We start from the raw sequence: 18703 nt of genomic DNA on the forward strand, positions 1-18703 counted from the left end.
ACGCTTCCTGAATGGTTTAGCAGCCTGCATCCTCGCCTGGCGGGAAAAAAATGTCACGGGGAATTCGGGCAGATCAGTCAGCAGCCGGGCAGAGAAAAGAGAAAGGTGGGATTGTTGCGGGTGAGCGGTCAGCGCAGGGAGCGCTGACCGCAACGTATTACGGTTTCATGACCTGGTCATAGCTGCCGCCATCGGCGAAGTGCGCTTTCTGAGCCTCTGCCCAGCCACCAAATTTGTCCTTGATGGTAAACAGCTTCACCGGCGCAAACTGGCTGGCAAATTTCTTCGCGATTTCAGCATCACGCGGACGATAGTAGTTCTGCGCAGCGATAGTCTGACCTTCTGGCGAGTAGAGGTATTTCAGATAGGCGTCTGCGACTTTGCGCGTTCCCTTTTCATCTACCACTTTATCGACCACGGACACGGTGGGTTCAGCCAGAATCGATTCGCTCGGGGTGACAATCTCGAACTTGTCTTTACCCAATTTGTTAACCGCCAGATAAGCTTCGTTTTCCCAGGCAATCAGCACATCACCAATCCCGCGTTCAACGAAGGTGTTAGTTGCGCCGCGTGCACCGGAATCCTGCACCTCAACGTTTTTAAACAGCGCTCTGACGTACGCCAGCGCTTTGGCCTGATCGCCGTTGTTATGATCCAGCGCCCAGCCCCAGGCCGCCAGATAGTTCCAGCGTGCGCCGCCAGAGGTTTTCGGGTTAGGGGTAATCACAGACACACCGGGTTTAGTCAGGTCGCTCCAGTCGTGAATGCCCTTGGGATTATCTTTGCGGACCAGGAAGACAATGGTGGAGGTGTAAGGCGCGGAGTTGTCTGGCAGACGCTGAATCCAGTTCTTATCAATACGACCGCGTTCTGCAATAGCATCGACATCCGATTGCAACGCCAGCGTAACCACATCCGCACGGATGCCGTTAATCACTGAAGTTGCCTGCTTGCCGGAGCCACCGTGCGACTGACGGACCACGACATTATCGCCGGTTTCCTGTTTGTAGTGCGCACTAAACGCTTTGTTGTACTGTTCGTACAGCTCACGGGTTGGATCGTAGGAAACGTTTAACAGCTGAATGTCTTTCGCCAGAACGCTGGTTGAGGCCAGCAACAGGGTAACGCCGATACTCCACTTGTTCATTACGCACTCTCCCAATGTCGTTATGGGCTAAGCGTGACATAAACCATTACAGAGCTAAAAGAATTAAAAATAAGCTGTTATAACCGGGGGGAATATAGCGGGTATATGCCGGGGCATGCTGTGCAGCACACCCCCGCAGAAGAATCAGTAGAGTTTTTTCGCCGTGTCGAGCCAGTCGCGCTTGAACGGACGTTTCATGTTTTCAATCGCGTCGACGATGTCGTGATGCACCATCTTCTCATTCTGAATACCCACGCAACGGCCACCGTAACCCTGCATCAGCAGTTCAATGGAGTAAGCGCCCATGCGTGACGCCAGGATACGGTCATACGCACAAGGTGCACCGCCACGCTGAATATGGCCCAGAACGGTCGAACGGGTTTCACGTTTGGTTTCTGTTTCAATGAAACGCGCCAGGTCGTCGATATCGCAGATGTGCTCAGTAATCGCCACGATAGCGTGCTTTTTACCTTTGGCGATGCCTGCTTTGATTTCCGCTACCAGCTCTTCGCGGGTGTACGGGAATTCTGGCAGGACGATGAACTCGCAGCCACCGGCAATCGCCGCCGCCAGGGTCAGATCGCCACAGTAGCGGCCCATCACTTCAACAATCGAGATACGCTGATGCGAGGAAGAGGTGTCGCGAAGACGGTCAATCGCTTCAACCACGGTTTCCAGTGCAGTGAAATAACCGATGGTGTAATCCGTTCCGGCCACATCGTTATCGATGGTGCCTGGCAAACCAATGCAGGGGAAGCCCATTTCAGTCAGGCGCTTAGCACCCATGTAAGATCCGTCACCACCAATCACCACCAGTGCATCAATGCCGCGCTTTTTCATGTTCTCAATGGCAACCTGGCGCACATCTTCATTACGGAACTCGGGGAAACGCGCTGAGCCCAGGAAAGTGCCGCCGCGGTTAATCATGTCGGAGACGCTGTAGCGATCAAGATTGATCATGCGATCTTCGTACAATCCCAGATAGCCATCATAGATCCCAAAAACTTCCAGTCCTTCACTCAGCGCGGAACGTACCACTCCACGAATAGCTGCGTTCATGCCTGGGGCGTCACCGCCGCTGGTTAATACACCAATTTTTTTGATCATGACAACCTCTGGATTGTTCAAAACTAAGGGTTAATCCTGCCTGTCGATCGCTGCAGAAGATCATTTCACGATTAGCGCGACATGTGATGGCAGATAGTATATCAAAGGCTTGCTGCTGAATTGATTCAGGTCAGACAACTTTTCACTATTTTTTGCAGCAAAGTTAGCGCTACGTCATCCCTTCCGTATCGATTTGATTCATTTACGTTAAAAACCTAAAGAGTCCCTGGTCTCAGACGGTACCACAGAACAGGGATCCTGATGGATAATTACGTCAGACCCGGGAAATTCTTTGCGTAATGCTTTCTCAACCTGGTCGGCAACCCGATGCGCCTGAACCAGTGGCAGCTGATCTTCCAGTTCCAGATGAAGCTGAATAAATTTGGTCGGGCCGGACTGCCGGGTTCGCAGATCATGTACGCCCTGCACCTGCGGCCAGTTTGTCGCAAGCGTCAGGATTTGCTGCCGTTCATTTTCCGGCAATGCGCGATCCAGCAATGACTGTACGGCTTCGTAGCCCATCCGCAATGCGCTATAAAGAATGAAAACACCAATCCCCAGCGCAAACAGGGCATCCGCCCGTACAACGCCATAGCTGCTCAGCACCAGCGCAATCAGTATGGCGCCATTCATGATGACGTCGGATTGATAGTGCAGCATGTCAGCCCGAATGGCCTGACTGCGGGTTTTACGCACTACCCAGCGCTGAAAGGCAACCAGTACCAGCGTTGAGCTCAGTGCCACAATGGTTACTACAATACCAACACCCGGCGCCCGCATCTCGCTGGGGGAGGCAAGATGCTGCAGGCCGGTCAGAAACAGAAACAGTGCCGAGCCGGAGATAAACATACTTTGTGCCAGCGCCGCCAGCGACTCCGCTTTGCCGTGCCCGAACGTGTGATTTTCATCAGCAGGCTGCAGCGCATAGCGCACCACTAGCAGGTTGGTTAGCGATGCAGCGATATCCACCAGCGAGTCCACCAGTGAAGCCAGCAAACTCACTGAACCGGTGTACCACCAGGCAAAAATTTTCACGAGTAACAGCACAGACGCAAGAATGGTGGCAGCGAGCGCAGCACGCTTTACCAGTCGGCCATAAGAGTGTTGCATGCCAGATTCCCTATGCAGCATCAGTGAAGATGCACACTTAAATAGATGAATGGCTGAAGTTTAACACCGGGAGGCGGGCTGTGCTTAGGAGGTCATTCGATGAAGAAGGCTGTTTTGAAATCGCGACAGGAATAAGCAGGTACAAAAAACAAGCCCCGGCCTGGGAAGGTCGGGGCGAAGTGTTATACACATCATTGCCTGGCTACTTTCAGCCGCGGGCTAATTCCAGGAACGTGTCGGCGACTACTTTTTGCCGCCTTTTTTCCCGGCTTCAGATGCTTTTTCACGATCGTTTTTGAAATTTCCGCCGCCGCTGTTCTGTCCGCCTTTTTTGCCAGCTTCAGACGCTTTTTGCGGATTATCTGCGAAATTACCTGAACCACCACGATGCTCTGCCATAACTTACTCCGTTAATAGATTTATCAGGACTACATAATGTGGTTGTTGCTCCCTGAGACTTCGCAAAGACACTTAACTTCCCTGCAGTGACAGGATTTAGTGTAGAAGGTGTGACTGAACCAGCAAGCGTAACGCGGGGAATGTATCTCACTGAAAAGTATGATTAAAATGTTAATGACTTGTCTGCAATTCATTTAGTTTCAGTAAGTTATGATATTTTCGTGATGAAAAAATGCTCACCGGCTCGCTTAAATTTACAGCGTGTTCCAGATATTAAGAAATCAGCGATTCTTCCCAACAAATTCCCGACAAGCGCTAATAAAACGGGGGTTTTGTTGTGCGGTGATGATTCCTGTCAAAATAAAAAAAGTGAAAAAAAGATAAAAAAAACCCCCACCATCATGGTGGGGGAAGACAGGGATGTGTCTATGGCAAGGAAAACAGGGATACTATATTACTGGTTACTGCTGGTACTACTCACTGCCTGCAGCGATGAAGCTGACTGCAAATTCGAAAACTGTCGCAGCTCGTTAAGTCGCCGCTGGTAATTTTTCTGTAACGCGGACTGCTGGGCCGGCGTTAGCAGTTGAAACATTTGATTCTGTACGCGCGCCATCTCGACCTGTTGTTCAACCTGAACTCTGGCGATGACTTCCGCCTTTTGGCGAATGGCCGCTTCGTTAAACTGGTCTGCAGTCACTAATTCGTGTAATGCAGCGATATCGTCAATATGAACGACCGGGCGATCATGTCTTGCCTGTTGCATAAGGTCTCGCATCTGCTGACGCTGTTCTTCAGTCAGCTCGATGCCGTCGAACATGTGGCTTTGCGGATTTTGCGTCATACTGCCTGTCGGCAATCCGCCATGATGCATCTCGTCAATCGTCGTCGCATCTTTAGCATCTGCGCTGGCGACACTCAGAGCCATCGCTGAGGCAAGGACGACGGCGGTTAATTTGCGCATCGTATACTCCAGTTCGTTCCGTTTTGCGATTCAACGAGAGCCAGTGTACGGCGACAGCTGCAAACATCCGTCAGGGGGTGTAAAACTACGTAAAGCGATGGATAGGTGCGCCAGGAACACGGTATTTTGCCTGCGGAGGGCTACAAAAATGAATAAAATCCTGTTGGTAGATGACGACCGCGAATTAACTTCGCTTTTGAAAGAACTGTTAGAAATGGAAGGGTTTGAAGTGGTCGTCGCCAGTGATGGTGAACAAGCGCTGAACCTGATCGATAACTCGATTGATTTGCTTTTACTGGATGTCATGATGCCGAAGAAAAACGGTATCGACACTCTGAAAGAACTGCGTCAGCAACATCAAACCCCCGTCATCATGCTAACGGCGCGCGGCAGCGAGCTGGATCGTGTTCTGGGCCTCGAACTGGGCGCAGATGACTATCTGCCTAAGCCGTTTAACGATCGCGAGCTGGTGGCGCGTATCCGCGCTATTTTGCGGCGTTCTAACTGGAGTGAACAGCAGCAACACGACAACAGCTCGCCCACACTGGAAGTGGACTGTCTGAGACTCAATCCCGGCCGTCAGGAGGCCAGTTTTGATGACGTTACGCTGGATTTGACCGGCACAGAATTCACCCTGCTCTATCTGCTGGCGCAGCACCTGGGCCAGGTCGTGTCGCGTGAACATCTGAGCCAGGAAGTGCTGGGCAAACGCCTGACGCCTTTTGACCGTGCCATTGATATGCATATCTCGAATCTGCGTCGCAAGCTGCCTGAGCGCCGTGATGGTCATCCCTGGTTTAAAACCTTACGTGGCCGTGGCTACCTGATGGTTTCCGCATCATGATTGGAAGTCTGACCACCCGTATCTTCGCCATCTTCTGGTTGACGCTGGCGCTGGTGTTGATGCTGGTGTTGATGGTTCCCAAGCTCGATTCACGACAGATGACCTCGCTGCTGGAAAGTGAACAGCGGCAGGGCATCATGATTGAGCAACACGTTGAAGCAGAGCTGTCACAGGATCCCCCTAACGATCTGATGTGGTGGCGTCGTCTGTTTCGTGCCGTGGAAAAATGGGCACCGCCGGGTCAGCGGCTGCTGTTAGTAACCAGTGAAGGTCGGGTGATTGGCGCGCAACATAATGAAATGCAGGTTATCCGCAATTTTATCGGCCAGTCTGACAATGCCGATCATCCTCAGAAGAAGAAATATGGTCGCGTTGAGCTGGTAGGGCCTTTTGCCGTTCGCGATGGCGAAGATAACTACCAGCTTTACATGATCCGTCCCGCCAATAGCTCTCAGCTCGACTTCGTCAATCTGCTGTTTGACCGTCCGTTGCTGCTGCTTATCGTCACCATGCTCATCAGCTCACCGCTGCTGCTGTGGCTGGCCTGGAGCCTGGCACGTCCGGCACGTAAGCTGAAATATGCTGCTGACGAAGTCGCAAGCGGGAATCTACGTCAGCATCCGGAACTGGAGTCGGGTCCGCAGGAGTTTCTGGCTGCGGGTTCCAGCTTTAACCAGATGGTCAGTGCGCTGGAACGGATGATGACCGGTCAGCAACGTCTGTTATCGGATATCAGTCATGAACTTCGCACCCCACTGACCCGCCTGCAACTGGCTACCGCCCTGCTGCGTCGGCGTCAGGGTGAAGGTAAAGAGCTGGGCCGCATTGAGATGGAAGCACAGCGTCTCGATGGCATGATTAACGATCTGTTGGTGCTCTCCCGCACCCAGCATAAAAATGCGCTGGTCAGCGAAGCAATGAAGGCAAATCAATTGTGGAATGGGGTGCTGGAAGATGCCCGTTTCGAAGCTGAGCAGATGGGCAAGAAGATGGATATCCCCTATCCGCCAGGCCCGTGGCCGCTTTATGGGAACCCTCATGCGCTGGAGAGTGCGCTGGAAAATATTGTGCGCAATGCGCTGCGCTATTCACACACGCACATCAGCGTCAGCTTCTCCGTTGATATTTCCGGTATCACGGTCCACGTCGATGATGATGGTCCTGGCGTGAGTCCGGAAGATCGTGAACAGATTTTCCGTCCTTTCTATCGAACCGATGAAGCGCGCGATCGCGAATCAGGCGGCACCGGTCTTGGCCTGGCAATTGTCGAAACGGCCGTGCAGCAACATCGCGGCTGGGTTAAAGCCGATGACAGTCCATTAGGCGGTTTGCGTCTGACCCTCTGGTTGCCGCTCTACTCCTCCGGCCGTCAATAATTTGCTATGCTTCGGCCCCTGTCATCGGGGGCCTTATGCTTAACATTGTCTTGTTTGAACCAGAAATTCCGCCGAATACCGGCAATATCATCCGCCTTTGCGCCAATACGGGCTTCCAGCTTCATTTGATTCAGCCGCTCGGCTTTGCCTGGGATGACAAGCGCTTACGTCGCGCCGGGCTGGATTATCACGAATTCACCGCCATCAAATTCCATGCTGACTATCAGGCGTTTATCGCCACTGAGTCGCCTGAGCGTCTGTTTGCACTGACGACCAAAGGGACGCCTGCACACAGCGCCGTCGCCTATCAGGCGGGCGATTATCTGCTGTTTGGGCCGGAGAGCCGCGGATTGCCTGCCGAGATCCTGGCCGCGTTACCGGCGCAGCAAAAAATCCGCATCCCGATGAGAGCAGAAAGCCGGAGTATGAATTTGTCGAATGCTGTATCGGTTGTGGTTTATGAAGCGTGGCGCCAGCTTGATTACGCGGGCGCGCTGATCAAAGACTAGATGCCGTCGCCAAACTGAAAACCGGCCAGGCTGCCATTGAAGTGCTGATCCATATCCATCGACGGCTTCTCACTGCCTGGCTTACCGACGATACGCGCGGGAACGCCTGCGGCAGTGGTGTGCGGCGGCACGGGCTGTAACACCACGGAACCGGCACCGATTTTTGCTCCCTTGCCGACTTCAATATTGCCAAGGACTTTCGCGCCGGCACCAATCATCACCCCTTCCCGGATTTTCGGATGACGGTCGCCACTGGTTTTGCCGGTACCGCCCAGCGTCACCGATTGCAGAATCGAAACATCATTTTCCACCACGGCGGTTTCACCAATCACTATGCCTGTGGCATGGTCGAGCATAATGCCGTGGCCAATATGGGCGGCGGGGTGAATATCGACGGCAAAGGAGACAGAGATTTCGTTCTGCAGGTAAACCGCCAGTGCGCGTCGGCCTTCATTCCACAACCAGTGGCCAATGCGGTAGGCCTGTAAGGCGTGAAAACCTTTAAGGTAGAGCAGCGGCGTAGAGTATTTATCCACTGCCGGGTCGCGCTGACGCACAGCCTGAATATCGTAAGCCGCTGACATAATCATCGACGGATCTTCACGATAGGCTTCTTCAACGATTTCACGAATGGCGATGGCGGGCATAATCGGGTTAGCCAGCTTGTTGGCCAGCATATAACTCAGTGCGCTACCGAGATTTTCATGTTTTAGCAATGTCGCGTGGAAGAAGCTGGCAAGCATCGGCTCACAATCAGCCAGGGCACGCGCTTCTGCTTTGATATTGTTCCAGACCAGTTCTAACTCATCAGACGACATTGCTGCTTTCTCCCGATAAAAAAAGCGCCTGAATGGGCGCTGCAGGTAATGATGCTACGCGTCCTGCGTTAGCCAGTGCTGTTTTCGTCCTTCCTTGTGCGTCCCAGCAAGCTCAATGCTGCATCTCTCGCCGGTTTTTCGCAATACAGCACCTGATAAATCTGCTCGGTAATCGGCATTTCCACACCCAGCCGCGCAGCCAATGCCTTGACTTCTTTGGTGTTTCTATAGCCTTCTACAACTTGTCCGATAATGCGTTGTGCGCTATCTACATCCTCGCCCTGGCCCAGCATCATGCCAAAACGGCGGTTACGCGACTGATTATCAGTACAGGTCAGTACCAGATCGCCCAGACCGGCCATGCCCATAAACGTCGTGGGATCGGCACCCAGCGCTGCACCTAACCGGCTCATTTCAGTCAGACCGCGGGTGATGAGTGCGGTACGCGCATTCGCGCCAAAACCTATTCCGTCGGAGATTCCGGCTCCGATAGCAATCACGTTTTTTACTGCGCCGCCGAGCTGGACGCCAATAAAGTCAGGGTTGTTATAAACACGGAAGCTCTTACCGCAGTGCAGTTTCTGCTGCAGGTCGTCAGCAAACTGCGCATCCGTTGCGGCCAGCGCGATGGCGGTCGGTAATCCGGCTGCCAGTTCTTTCGCAAAAGTGGGTCCGGAGATGACGGCCAGCGGAATAGTATCGCCGACAATTTCACGCGCCACATCCTGCAGCAGACGACCCGTCTCTTTTTCCAGCCCTTTAGTCGCCCAGACAATGCGTGAGTCTGGTCGCAGATGAGGCTTGATCTGCTGCAGCACATCGCCAAAGACATGACTCGGCACCACGATCAATAAGTCGCGGCTGGCAGCAATAGCTTTGGTCAGATCAGATTCAAGGGAAAGATTGTCGGGAAACGGCACATCGGGCAGGAAAGCGGTGTTACAGCGGTCATTCTGAAGTTGAGCCAGATGCGTCGGGTTATGTCCCCACAACAGCACCGGATGGCCGTTACGGGCCAGCGTAATCGCCAAAGCGGTGCCGTAAGAACCGGCACCGATGACGCTAATCGAAGCGTGAGTTTCCATCAGGCATCCTGATGTGGTTCAGCACCTTCTTCACCTTGCTGCTGCTGCAGATAGTTCATGAACAGCGCATCAAAGTTAACCGGTGCCAGGTTCAGCTGCGGGAAGGTACCACGGGATACCAGGCTGGTAATGCATTCGCGAGCGTACGGGAACAGAATGTTCGGGCAGTATGCACCCAGGCAATGTGCCATCTGCGTTCCTTCGATACCGCTGATGGTGAAGATACCGGCCTGCTGAACTTCACACAGGAAAGCCGTCTCTTCGCCCACAGTCGCGGTTACAGTCACACGAAGTACCACTTCGTAAACTTCGTCAGCCAGCTGAGAAGATGCAGTGTCCAGATCCAGTTTAACGTCCGGTTCCCACTCTTTCTGGAAAACCTGCGGGGCATTAGGCGCTTCAAAAGAGATGTCTTTGGTGAAGACGCGCTGAATCTGGAATTGCATTTCGTTCGAGTTATGTTCTGACATGTGACCAAATCCTATGTATGAGATTGTCCGGCGTAAAATTACGCCTGCAGTAAGGGATCTAAACCTTCGCGATTATCGAGTGCGAATAAGTCATCGCAGCCGCCAATGTGCTGCGCATCAATAAAAATCTGAGGCACGGTGGTACGGCCGCTACGCTTGATCATCTCTTCGCGTTTCGCCATGTCCCCATCAATAGGGATCTCCTGAAACGATACGCCTTTTTGCGTTAACAGCGCCTTCGCCCGATGGCAGTAAGGACAGGTGGCCTTGGTATACATTTCAACATTTGCCATGATCAACACCTCTGTATGATTATTTACCGCGGACTAATGGCAGATTTTCACCACTCCAGCCACTGATACCATCTTTCAGCACTGAAACCTGCTCAAAGCCTGCAGCGCTAAGGTGCGCAGCAGAATCACCCGCGCTTTGTCCGGTTGCACATACCACAATTATGGGCTGTGCTTTGTGCTTTGCCAGTTCGTCGATGTTGCCTTTTTTAATCTCAGCGGCTGCCACATTTACAGCGCCTGAAATATGCCCTCTGCGGAAATCGTCGCGCGAACGCACGTCTACCACTACCGCGTCCTCTTTGTTAATCAGGCGGGTTGCTTCACCGCGGCTGATCGTTTTTACCTTAGAGAACATTCCTTTAACGGTAGTCACAATCACCAGAACGAGTAAAACGACCCATGCCAGACTCAGGATGGGGTGATTGCTTGCAAACTGCATAATTTCTTGCATGAGGGGTAACGACTCCAGACCGGGCTAATAAGCTAAAACAAGGGTTCTGAGTATACCTGCGCCACTTCGCATGTACAGATGCTATGCGGCCAGAGTATCGATTTGTGCGCCATTTTCCAAAAAAAGTGGCTGAATAGCAAAAATGGCGTAAGGCTTAATGTATGTCATTGCGAAAGTAGACATAACTGGAAAAGCAAATGCCAGTGGGGAGCACTGGTAAGCGGCGGTTCATCGTGGAATAATCATTGGCCTATGAAGGGAAAAACAACCGTTTCGCACACAAGGACCCGTCGCAACGGCGATAACCTGCCGTTGTTCATACACCTGTCCAGCCTCTCCCTTAGCCTGCTTTGTGCGGGGGCACTGTTATTGCCTGCCGCAGCCCAAAGTGCAGAAGACAGCAAATCTCAGCTGCAGTCCATTCAGCAAAACATTGCTGAGAAAGAGAAAAGCGTCAAAGCGCAGAAGGTGCAACGCAGCAAATTACTGGATCAGCTGCAAAGCCAGGAAAAAATCATCGCGCAGGCAAGCCGTCAGCTGCGTGACACCCGCAATAGCCTCAGCGCCCTGAATAGTGAGATCAAACAGCTCACCACCTCCATCGCCCGTCTTGAAAAACAGCAAACCCAACAGGAAAGCCTGTTATCCGAGCAGCTTGATGCGGCGTTTCGTCAGGGTAAGCACAACGGAGTACAGCTTTTGATGGGCGGTGAAGAGAGCCAGCGCAGTGAGCGTATTCTGGCCTATTTTGGTTATATGAATGCTGCCCGCCAGAAAAGCATTGAATCGCTGCAAAAGACGCGTCAGGACTTAAATCAGCAACGCGTCACACTTGAGCAAAAGCAACAGCAGCAGAAAGACTTACTGGCACAGCAGCAGGGCCAGCAGCAGAAGCTGCAACAGGCGAGCGAAGCACGTAAAAAAACCCTGACGTCGCTGGAAAGCGCGCTGGAAAAAGATCAGGCCGATCTGGTCGAGATGCGCCAGAATGAAAGCCGTCTGCAGGATAAAATCGCCCGGGCGGAACGTGAGGCGCGCGAGCGTGCAGCCCGCGAAGCGCGTGAGGCTGAAAAAGTGCGTCAGCGTCAGGCGCAGGCGAAAGCCAAAGGCTCCAGCTATCAGCCGACCCAGAGCGAACGCGAACTGGTGGCGCGTACTGGTGGGCTCGGTCGTGCGGGCGGTCAGGCGTTGTGGCCGGTTCGCGGACGCATTGAACATCGCTTTGGTGAACAACTACAGGGTGAACTTCGCTGGAAAGGCCTGGTAATTGATGCGCGGGAAGGTACCGAGGTGAAAGCTATCGCCGATGGCCGTGTGCTGATGGCCGACTGGTTACAGGGCTACGGTCTGGTGGTGGTGCTGGAACACGGTAAAGGTGATATGAGTCTGTATGGCTACAACCAAAGTGCGCTGGTGAGCGTGGGTACGCAGGTGAAGGCAGGACAGCCTATTGCACTGGTGGGCACCAGTGGTGGCCGCGGTACCCCATCGCTCTATTTTGAAATCCGACGTCAGGGACAGGCCGTCAATCCACTCCCGTGGTTAGGAAAATAAGTTTTGCTGCAACGTCGAAAACTCCCCGTTCTGATGAGCGCCCTGCTGTTCTGCTCCGCTGCGCAGGCGGGCAAACTGTCCATTGTCATTGATGATGTTGGCTATCGCCCTGCAGAAGAGAACAAGGTCCTGCAGATGCCCCAGGCTATTTCAGTAGCGGTATTACCCAACGCACCCCATGCCCGTGAAATGGCAATTAAAGCGCATCAGGGGGGTCACGAAGTGTTGATCCATCTGCCCATGGCGCCGCTGAGTAAACAGCCGCTGGAAAAAGATACCTTAACGCCGGAGATGAGCAGCGAAGAGGTCGCCCGCATCATGCGCAATGCGGTTAACAACGTGCCTTATGCCGTGGGTCTGAACAATCATATGGGCAGCAGGATGACCTCAAGCCTGCCCGGTATGCAGAAGGTGATGCAGGCGCTGAACCACTATAATCTCTACTTTCTTGATAGCATGACCATCGCCAATAGTCAGGCTATTCCTGCCGCTCAGGGTACCCAGGTCAAAGTGTTAAAACGCCGGGTCTTCCTTGATGACAGCCAGGATATCAACGCCATCCGCCAGCAGTTCAGTCGGGCGGTAAAGCTGGCGCAGCGCGATGGGTACGCCATTGCCATTGGGCATCCTCACCCTAACACCGTACGGGTGCTGCAGCAGATGTTACCCACGCTGCCAGCCGACATTACGCTGGTTCGCCCCAGCGAGCTATTGAACGAATCTCTTCACAACAACGCACGGATGCCTGTGGCACCGACAAAACCGGTGACGCCACGCTTCCGGCCTGCCGACATATGTAAACCGAAGCAGCCGCTGACGCCGGTTCCGGCGACCAGAGCCTTGACGGTCATTGCCGAAAGTGTGAATAACAGTCCGCTGTTTAAGACGCTGAAAAATCTGTTCTGAATTTGCCATGAATGCTAAGTGCTGAGCTTAGCGTTCATTTATGCACAGAAATTACTATAATCCTGGGTCGGGCAATAACGGGCTTTGCGGGAACAGTGTAGGGATGACGATTAATAAACAAAAAATCCTGCTGCTGGACAACGGCAGAGAGTGGGGCGGCGGCACCAACAGCATGCTGGAGCTGTTGAAACGTATCGATCGTCAAAAGTTCGATATTACCTGCTGCTTCTATCACAACTACAGCCGTGGCAACGACGAAACCATCGAAGCCACGCTGAATGCGCTGGCTATTCCGGTCTTTTTTATTCCGCAAATCAGGCAACCACGCTGGGCCAAATTTATAAAAGAAGCCGCACGGGCGCTGCTGTTTTTCAATAAAAAACTCAGGAAACGCACCATTGATAAAGTTGATACACACTGGCGCATTATGCCTAATGCCATCAAAATCAATTCATTGCTGCAACTGGGGAAATTTGACACGCTCTACATGAATAACCAGCCCAGCACCAATGTGGAAGGTTATCTGGCGGCGCGCAGCCTGCCGGTAGCGGTGGTTCAGCACTGCCGTATCGATCCGGTTCTGGAACCGCGGCTGGTTAACATGGTTAATCAGGATTGTCAGGCGGTCATTGCCGTGTCACAGGGTGTTAGTGACACCTTACGCCGCCATGGCGTGGAAGCGGAGCGCTGTTTTACCGTCAGTAATGCTATCGATATCCACCAGCCTCTGCCCAGCCGTCTTGACGTACGCCAGCGTTTTAAACTCTCTCCGTCGACCTTTGTGTTTGGCACGATCGGCTCCCTGATATTACGTAAATCTAATCACCACATTCTGCAGGCTCTGGGCCGTTTTAAACGCGCCAATCCCGATGCAGACTGGCGAATGATGATTGTCGGAGCGGGCCCGGAGCTTCAGCATCTGTTGCAACTGGCTACCGCAGAGAACATCCAGCATCACGTGGTCTTTACGGGCTTCCAGAACAATGCGATGGATTACCTTACAGCCTTTGATACCTTTATTCTTGCCTCACGCAGTGAAGGCTTGCCACGGGTTGTGCTGGAGGCGATGCTGGTAAATACCACCGTCGTGGGCTCCCGCGTAGTCGGCACTGCCGAATTGATCAGTCATGATGAAACCGGGTTGCTGTTTGATTATGGCAACGTGGTGCAACTGACACAGCATCTGACTGCGCTGTGGCAGGATGCGGAGTTACGTCAGCGCCTGACCAATGCGGCAGCGAAACGCGTACGTGAACAGTACGCTATAGAAACCTATATCAGCGGCGTCGAGAATATTTTGCAAAGCGTCGCCAAAAAGAAACCTCATGCTTAATTTTTTGAATCCCCGTTACCGTCATATCAGAGCGCGCCATAACCTGCCTTATTCGAATAGAGCGGTTCAGGGCACTGTGCCGGTCACGTCTGTCGTGATTCCCTGCACTGGCGCGGACTATATTGAAGAAGCCCTGCTCAGTGCTGATTTTGCGGCGCGCTTTGCGACAGAAGCAGAAGAGATTGTGATAGTCAGCGATCAGCCCACTCACGCCTTTGGCAGCCTGCCCGTAAAAACCCGCGTGGCAACGCTGGATGTCCCACACCGGGAAGAGAGCTACCGTTACAAACAGATCTATCGCAGCCGTTTAATCAAATTGCAGGCGCCCCTGCAGGCAAAAGGCGACGGCATTCTGATGATCGATTCCGACCTCAATCTGCTTAAGATGCCTGAAATCATGATGGGTCCAGGCCATCTTTACTCCAGTTTTCGTCAGGGGAAAATGATTGCCAAGCTGGAGGGAGCGCCGGATGAAGCGATTCCCGCCTATTATCCGCACAGTATCAGGCCCTATCTGACAGACCACGTTAACGGCGCTTATCTGGCTGCTACGCGAGAAGTCTGGCAGCGTATTTCACCGCTGTGGCTGACGCTGTTTAATGATACCTGGAATTTAATGAACGACAGCCAGCCGCCTACCGATCAGCTCCCGCTGGCGGTGTTACTGGACATGCTGGATATTAAAACCGTCAATCTGGGGGAATGGGCTAACTGGCCAGTCTCGAAGAAAATTGGCGGACAGTCGGCGGTAATCCCACCTGAAGTGGTTGGCGCTCACGGCGGATTCCCGTTGTCGGAATGGCAAAAATACCTGACCGATCCGCAACAGCCGCTGAACTTTAAAGGCCAGGACTATACGCGTAAAGTCCGCTACCTGACCGATGAAGAGAAAAAGCAAGGCTAATCAGGCGGCCGCCCCGGCGGCCGTTGTTTTAATTCCAGTTCAGTATCACCTTTCCCGAACGTCCTGAACGCATCTCATCAAAGCCCTGCTGGAAATCGTCAATGCCAAAACGATGGGTAATCACTGGCGTTAAATCAAGACCGGACTGGATCAGTGCTGCCATCTTGTACCAGGTTTCAAACATTTCGCGGCCATAAATTCCCTTGATAAAAAGCCCTTTGAAGATCACCTGATTCCAGTCGATCGCCATTTCACCCGGCGGAATGCCCAACAGTGCGATGCGCCCGCCGTGGTTCATCACCTCCAGCAGGCTACGAAACGCAGGCGGTGCACCGGACATTTCGAGACCGACATCAAACCCTTCCGTCATACCCAGTGAATGCATCACATCCCGCAAGTTCTCATTCGCCACATTGACCGCACGCGTGACACCCATTTTCCGCGCCAGCTCCAGGCGGTACTCATTGATGTCCGTGATCACAACGTTACGTGCGCCGACATGGCGACAGACCGCTGCAGCCATAATGCCAATTGGGCCTGCGCCGGAGATCAGCACATCCTCGCCGACCAGATCAAACGACAGTGCGGTATGTACGGCGTTGCCGAAGGGGTCGAAGATTGCCGCCAGCTCATCAGAAATATTGTCGGGTATTTTGAACGCATTGAAGGCCGGAATGACCAGATATTCCGCGAAGCACCCCTGGCGGTTAACGCCCACGCCCATCGTATTCCGGCATAGATGCGTGCGTCCAGCGCGGCAGTTGCGGCAGTGCCCACAGGTGATATGCCCCTCACCTGAGACCCGATCGCCAATCGTAAAGCCTTTCACTTCCTGTCCTATCGCAACCACCTCACCCACATATTCATGACCGACAATCATCGGTACCGGGATGGTTTTGCGTGACCAGTCATCCCAGTTATAGATATGGACATCGGTGCCGCAGATGGCGGTTTTACGAATTTTAATCAGCAGATCATTATGACCGGGCTCAGGAACCGGCGCATCGGTCACCATCCAGATGCCCTCTTCCTTCTTCAGTTTGGCGAGTGCTTTCATGACGGACTCCTCAGGCGATGACGCCCAGTTGTTTGCCGATGCGGGTAAAGGCCGCCACCGCACGCTCCAGTTGTTGCTGGGTGTGCGCCGCAGAGATTTGGGTGCGAATGCGTGCCTGACCGTTTGGCACCACCGGATAGAAGAAACCGGTCACGTAGATACCTTCCTGCTGCAGCAGGTGGGCAAACTGCTGGGCGACGCTGGCTTCTCCCAGCATCACCGGAATAATGGCGTGGTCGGCACCGGCCAGCGTAAAGCCCGCGGCCGTCATCTGCTCCCGGAAGTAACGGGCGTTATCCCACAGACGCTGACGCAGCCCATCGCCTTCGCTGAGCAGATCCAGCACCCGCAGCGAGGCAGCTACAATAGCCGGGGCAAGTGAGTTGGAGAACAGATAAGGACGGGAGCGCTGACGCAGCCACTCCACTACTTCAGCTTTTGCTGCAGTGTTGCCTCCGGACGCGCCGCCCAGCGCTTTACCCAGCGTGCCGGTAATGATGTCGACCCGACCCATGACGTCGCAATATTCATGGGTTCCGCGTCCGGCATTCCCGACAAAGCCCACCGCATGGGAGTCATCCACCATCACCAGCGCGGAGAACTCATCTGCCAGATCGCAGATGGCGGGCAAATTCGCAATCACCCCATCCATAGAGAAGACGCCATCAGTTGCGATCAAAATATGACGGGCACCTTTATCGCGCGCTTCCTGCAGACAGGCGCGCAACTGCACCATGTCATTATTGGCATAGCGATATCGCTGCGCTTTGCACAGCCGGACGCCATCAATAATGGAGGCGTGATTCAACGCGTCGGAAATTATTGCATCCTGGGCATCAAGCAGGGTTTCAAACAGGCCACCGTTGGCATCGAAACAGGAGGAGTAAAGAATGGCATCCTCCATGCCCAGAAAATCTGCCAGCCGCTTTTCCAGCTGCTTATGACTATCCTGGGTGCCGCAGATAAAGCGCACCGACGCCATGCCAAAACCATGCGAATCCATCCCCGCTTTCGCCGCCTGAATCAGCGCCGGATGGTTCGCCAGACCTAAATAGTTATTGGCGCAGAAGTTAATCACTGCCGGATCGCTGCCCACTGCGATCTCCGTCTGCTGGGCAGAGGTGATGATCCGCTCCTGTTTAAACAGTCCTTCCTGACGTGCATCATCAAGTTGCTGACGAAGTTGTTGATAAAATTGCGCAGGCATCATTGCTCTCCTCAGATGGCAAAAATCTGGCATATCTTACTGAACAGGCCGCTTCTTCACGATAAATCGCCCAACAGAATGTCATTTTTGCAGCATAGTTCACGCCGCGCGGATGTACACACAAAGCGTTACAGAGTCATCTGGCTGTCTGCACCCTGATGAAATGTTATGATGTGAGGTATTCGTGTGTGAAACCTCCTGTTTCACCCCACAACGTTGAAGGTAACAACATGATTATCGTAACTGGCGGCGCAGGAATGATTGGCAGCAACATCGTCAAAGCGCTGAACGATCGCGGTCACACCGACATTCTGGTGGTGGATAATCTGAAGGATGGCACCAAGTTTGCCAATTTAGTCGACCTGGATATCGTCGATTACATGGACAAAGAAGAGTTCCTGATGAGCGTAATGGCGGGCGATGATTTAGGCCCGATCGAAGCGGTATTCCATCAGGGTGCCTGCTCCTCCACCACTGAGTGGGATGGCAAGTACATGATGGAAAACAACTATCAGTACTCCAAAGAGTTGCTTCACTTCTGTCTTGAGCGCGAGATCCCGTTCCTCTACGCCTCTTCTGCTGCGACCTACGGCGGACGCAACGAGAATTTCATTGAAGAGCGCCAGTATGAGCAGCCACTGAATGTCTATGGCTACTCCAAAATGCTGTTCGACCACTATGTCCGCCAGATGCTGCCGGAAGCGAATTCGCCGGTGTGCGGCTTCCGCTATTTCAACGTCTACGGACCGCGTGAAGGCCATAAAGGCAGCATGGCAAGTGTGGCTTTCCATCTGAACACGCAGATCAGCAACGATGAAAATCCAAAACTGTTTGAAGGCAGTGACGGCTTTAAACGTGACTTCATTCACGTTGATGATGTGGCGGAAGTGAACCTGTGGTGCTGGGAAAATGGCGTCTCCGGAATTTACAACTGTGGCACAGGCCGCGCCGAATCCTTCCAGGAAGTGGCTGATGCGGTCCTGAAATTCCATCAGAAAGGCCAGATCGAGTACATTCCGTTCCCGGAAAAACTCAAAGGACGTTATCAGGCTTATACCCAGGCCGATCTCACTAAGCTACGCGCCGCGGGTTACGACAAGCCATTTAAAACAGTGGCCCAGGGCGTTGCTGACTATATGGTCTGGCTGAACCGCAACGCATAAAGGAAG

General features: G+C 53.2%; 20 protein-coding genes. 8 read left to right on the top strand and 12 right to left on the bottom strand.

What is annotated here, in order from left to right:
• Window positions 1-157: 157 nt before the first annotated feature.
• From AC6I77_RS18675 to cpxP, 5 genes are all read right to left on the bottom strand, one after another.
• Window positions 158-1147 carry a sulfate ABC transporter substrate-binding protein gene (locus AC6I77_RS18675; protein ID WP_003851261.1) on the bottom strand — a complete coding sequence of 330 codons (990 nt, stop codon included), beginning with the start codon at window positions 1145-1147 and terminating at the stop codon, window positions 158-160.
• Window positions 1148-1291: 144 nt separating this feature from the next.
• On the bottom strand, window positions 1292-2254 hold the full coding sequence (pfkA, locus tag AC6I77_RS18680) for a 6-phosphofructokinase (RefSeq protein ID WP_003851263.1): 963 nt from the start codon (window positions 2252-2254) through the stop codon (window positions 1292-1294).
• Window positions 2255-2461: 207 nt separating this feature from the next.
• On the bottom strand, window positions 2462-3364 hold the full coding sequence (gene fieF / locus AC6I77_RS18685) for a CDF family cation-efflux transporter FieF (protein ID WP_003851265.1): 903 nt from the start codon (window positions 3362-3364) through the stop codon (window positions 2462-2464).
• A 243-nt stretch (window positions 3365-3607) separates the two neighbouring features.
• A complete protein-coding gene (locus AC6I77_RS18690) occupies window positions 3608-3763 on the bottom strand; it encodes a con-10 family general stress protein (RefSeq protein WP_003851267.1) in 156 nt (51 codons plus the stop codon).
• Window positions 3764-4217: 454 nt separating this feature from the next.
• Window positions 4218-4727 (bottom strand): cell-envelope stress modulator CpxP, encoded by a 510-nt coding sequence (gene cpxP / locus AC6I77_RS18695; protein ID WP_003851271.1) that lies wholly within the window; start codon window positions 4725-4727, stop codon window positions 4218-4220.
• Window positions 4728-4875: 148 nt separating this feature from the next.
• On the opposite strand from cpxP, the gene cpxR reads away from it, so the two are divergent.
• The 3 genes from cpxR to trmL are packed head-to-tail and all read left to right on the top strand — an operon-like array spanning window position 4876 to window position 7456.
• Complete coding sequence (gene cpxR / locus AC6I77_RS18700; RefSeq protein WP_003851274.1) at window positions 4876-5571, top strand: envelope stress response regulator transcription factor CpxR; 696 nt, start codon at window positions 4876-4878, stop codon at window positions 5569-5571.
• Complete coding sequence (gene cpxA / locus AC6I77_RS18705; protein ID WP_003851276.1) at window positions 5568-6947, top strand: envelope stress sensor histidine kinase CpxA; 1380 nt, start codon at window positions 5568-5570, stop codon at window positions 6945-6947. The genes cpxR and cpxA overlap by 4 nt, the downstream gene beginning before the upstream one ends.
• A 35-nt stretch (window positions 6948-6982) precedes the next feature.
• Window positions 6983-7456: a tRNA (uridine(34)/cytosine(34)/5-carboxymethylaminomethyluridine(34)-2'-O)-methyltransferase TrmL gene (gene trmL / locus AC6I77_RS18710; protein WP_003851277.1), complete on the top strand. Its 474-nt coding sequence runs from the start codon at window positions 6983-6985 to the stop codon at window positions 7454-7456.
• On the opposite strand, the gene cysE is transcribed toward trmL, so the two are convergent.
• From cysE to AC6I77_RS18735, 5 genes are all read right to left on the bottom strand, one after another.
• On the bottom strand, window positions 7453-8274 hold the full coding sequence (cysE, locus tag AC6I77_RS18715) for a serine O-acetyltransferase (RefSeq protein ID WP_003851279.1): 822 nt from the start codon (window positions 8272-8274) through the stop codon (window positions 7453-7455). The two genes, trmL and cysE, sit on opposite strands and share 4 nt — an antisense overlap.
• Window positions 8275-8342: 68 nt before the next feature.
• Window positions 8343-9359: an NAD(P)H-dependent glycerol-3-phosphate dehydrogenase gene (gene gpsA / locus AC6I77_RS18720; RefSeq protein WP_003851280.1), complete on the bottom strand. Its 1017-nt coding sequence runs from the start codon at window positions 9357-9359 to the stop codon at window positions 8343-8345.
• The gene (secB, locus tag AC6I77_RS18725; protein WP_003851281.1) at window positions 9359-9829 is read right to left on the bottom strand and encodes a protein-export chaperone SecB; all 471 of its coding nucleotides are present in this window, start codon (window positions 9827-9829) and stop codon (window positions 9359-9361) included. Before secB ends, gpsA begins: the two co-directional genes overlap by 1 nt.
• Before the next feature lie 38 nt (window positions 9830-9867).
• A complete protein-coding gene (gene grxC / locus AC6I77_RS18730; protein WP_008926942.1) occupies window positions 9868-10122 on the bottom strand; it encodes a glutaredoxin 3 in 255 nt (84 codons plus the stop codon).
• Between the two features lie 19 nt (window positions 10123-10141).
• The gene (locus AC6I77_RS18735; protein WP_003851285.1) at window positions 10142-10573 is read right to left on the bottom strand and encodes a rhodanese-like domain-containing protein; all 432 of its coding nucleotides are present in this window, start codon (window positions 10571-10573) and stop codon (window positions 10142-10144) included.
• A 252-nt stretch (window positions 10574-10825) separates the two neighbouring features.
• On the opposite strand from AC6I77_RS18735, the gene envC reads away from it, so the two are divergent.
• The 4 genes from envC to AC6I77_RS18755 all read left to right on the top strand — a co-directional run bounded on the left by envC (window position 10826) and on the right by AC6I77_RS18755 (window position 15270).
• Entirely contained in the window at window positions 10826-12127 is a 1302-nt protein-coding gene (gene envC / locus AC6I77_RS18740; RefSeq protein WP_003851287.1) for a murein hydrolase activator EnvC, read from the top strand.
• Between the two features lie 3 nt (window positions 12128-12130).
• Window positions 12131-13033, top strand: coding sequence for a divergent polysaccharide deacetylase family protein (locus AC6I77_RS18745; RefSeq protein ID WP_182630287.1), 903 nt, complete (start codon window positions 12131-12133; stop codon window positions 13031-13033).
• A 103-nt stretch (window positions 13034-13136) separates the two neighbouring features.
• Window positions 13137-14366, top strand: a complete 1230-nt coding sequence (locus tag AC6I77_RS18750) for a glycosyltransferase (RefSeq protein WP_039660583.1) — start codon at window positions 13137-13139, stop codon at window positions 14364-14366.
• Complete coding sequence (locus AC6I77_RS18755) at window positions 14359-15270, top strand: hypothetical protein (protein ID WP_105100105.1); 912 nt, start codon at window positions 14359-14361, stop codon at window positions 15268-15270. Before AC6I77_RS18750 ends, AC6I77_RS18755 begins: the two co-directional genes overlap by 8 nt.
• Before the next feature lie 28 nt (window positions 15271-15298).
• Here the strand turns inward: AC6I77_RS18755 and tdh are convergent, their stop codons facing one another.
• Entirely contained in the window at window positions 15299-16327 is a 1029-nt protein-coding gene (gene tdh, locus AC6I77_RS18760; protein ID WP_008926947.1) for an L-threonine 3-dehydrogenase, read from the bottom strand.
• Between the two features lie 10 nt (window positions 16328-16337).
• On the bottom strand, window positions 16338-17534 hold the full coding sequence (locus tag AC6I77_RS18765) for a glycine C-acetyltransferase (protein ID WP_497817231.1): 1197 nt from the start codon (window positions 17532-17534) through the stop codon (window positions 16338-16340).
• A gap of 230 nt (window positions 17535-17764) precedes the next feature.
• Between AC6I77_RS18765 and rfaD the strand changes: the two genes are divergently transcribed.
• On the top strand, window positions 17765-18697 hold the full coding sequence (rfaD, locus tag AC6I77_RS18770; protein ID WP_010258257.1) for an ADP-glyceromanno-heptose 6-epimerase: 933 nt from the start codon (window positions 17765-17767) through the stop codon (window positions 18695-18697).
• Window positions 18698-18703 lie beyond the last annotated feature (6 nt).

Source organism: Pantoea sp. X-Soil-ISGK-259 (genome assembly GCF_059730705.1).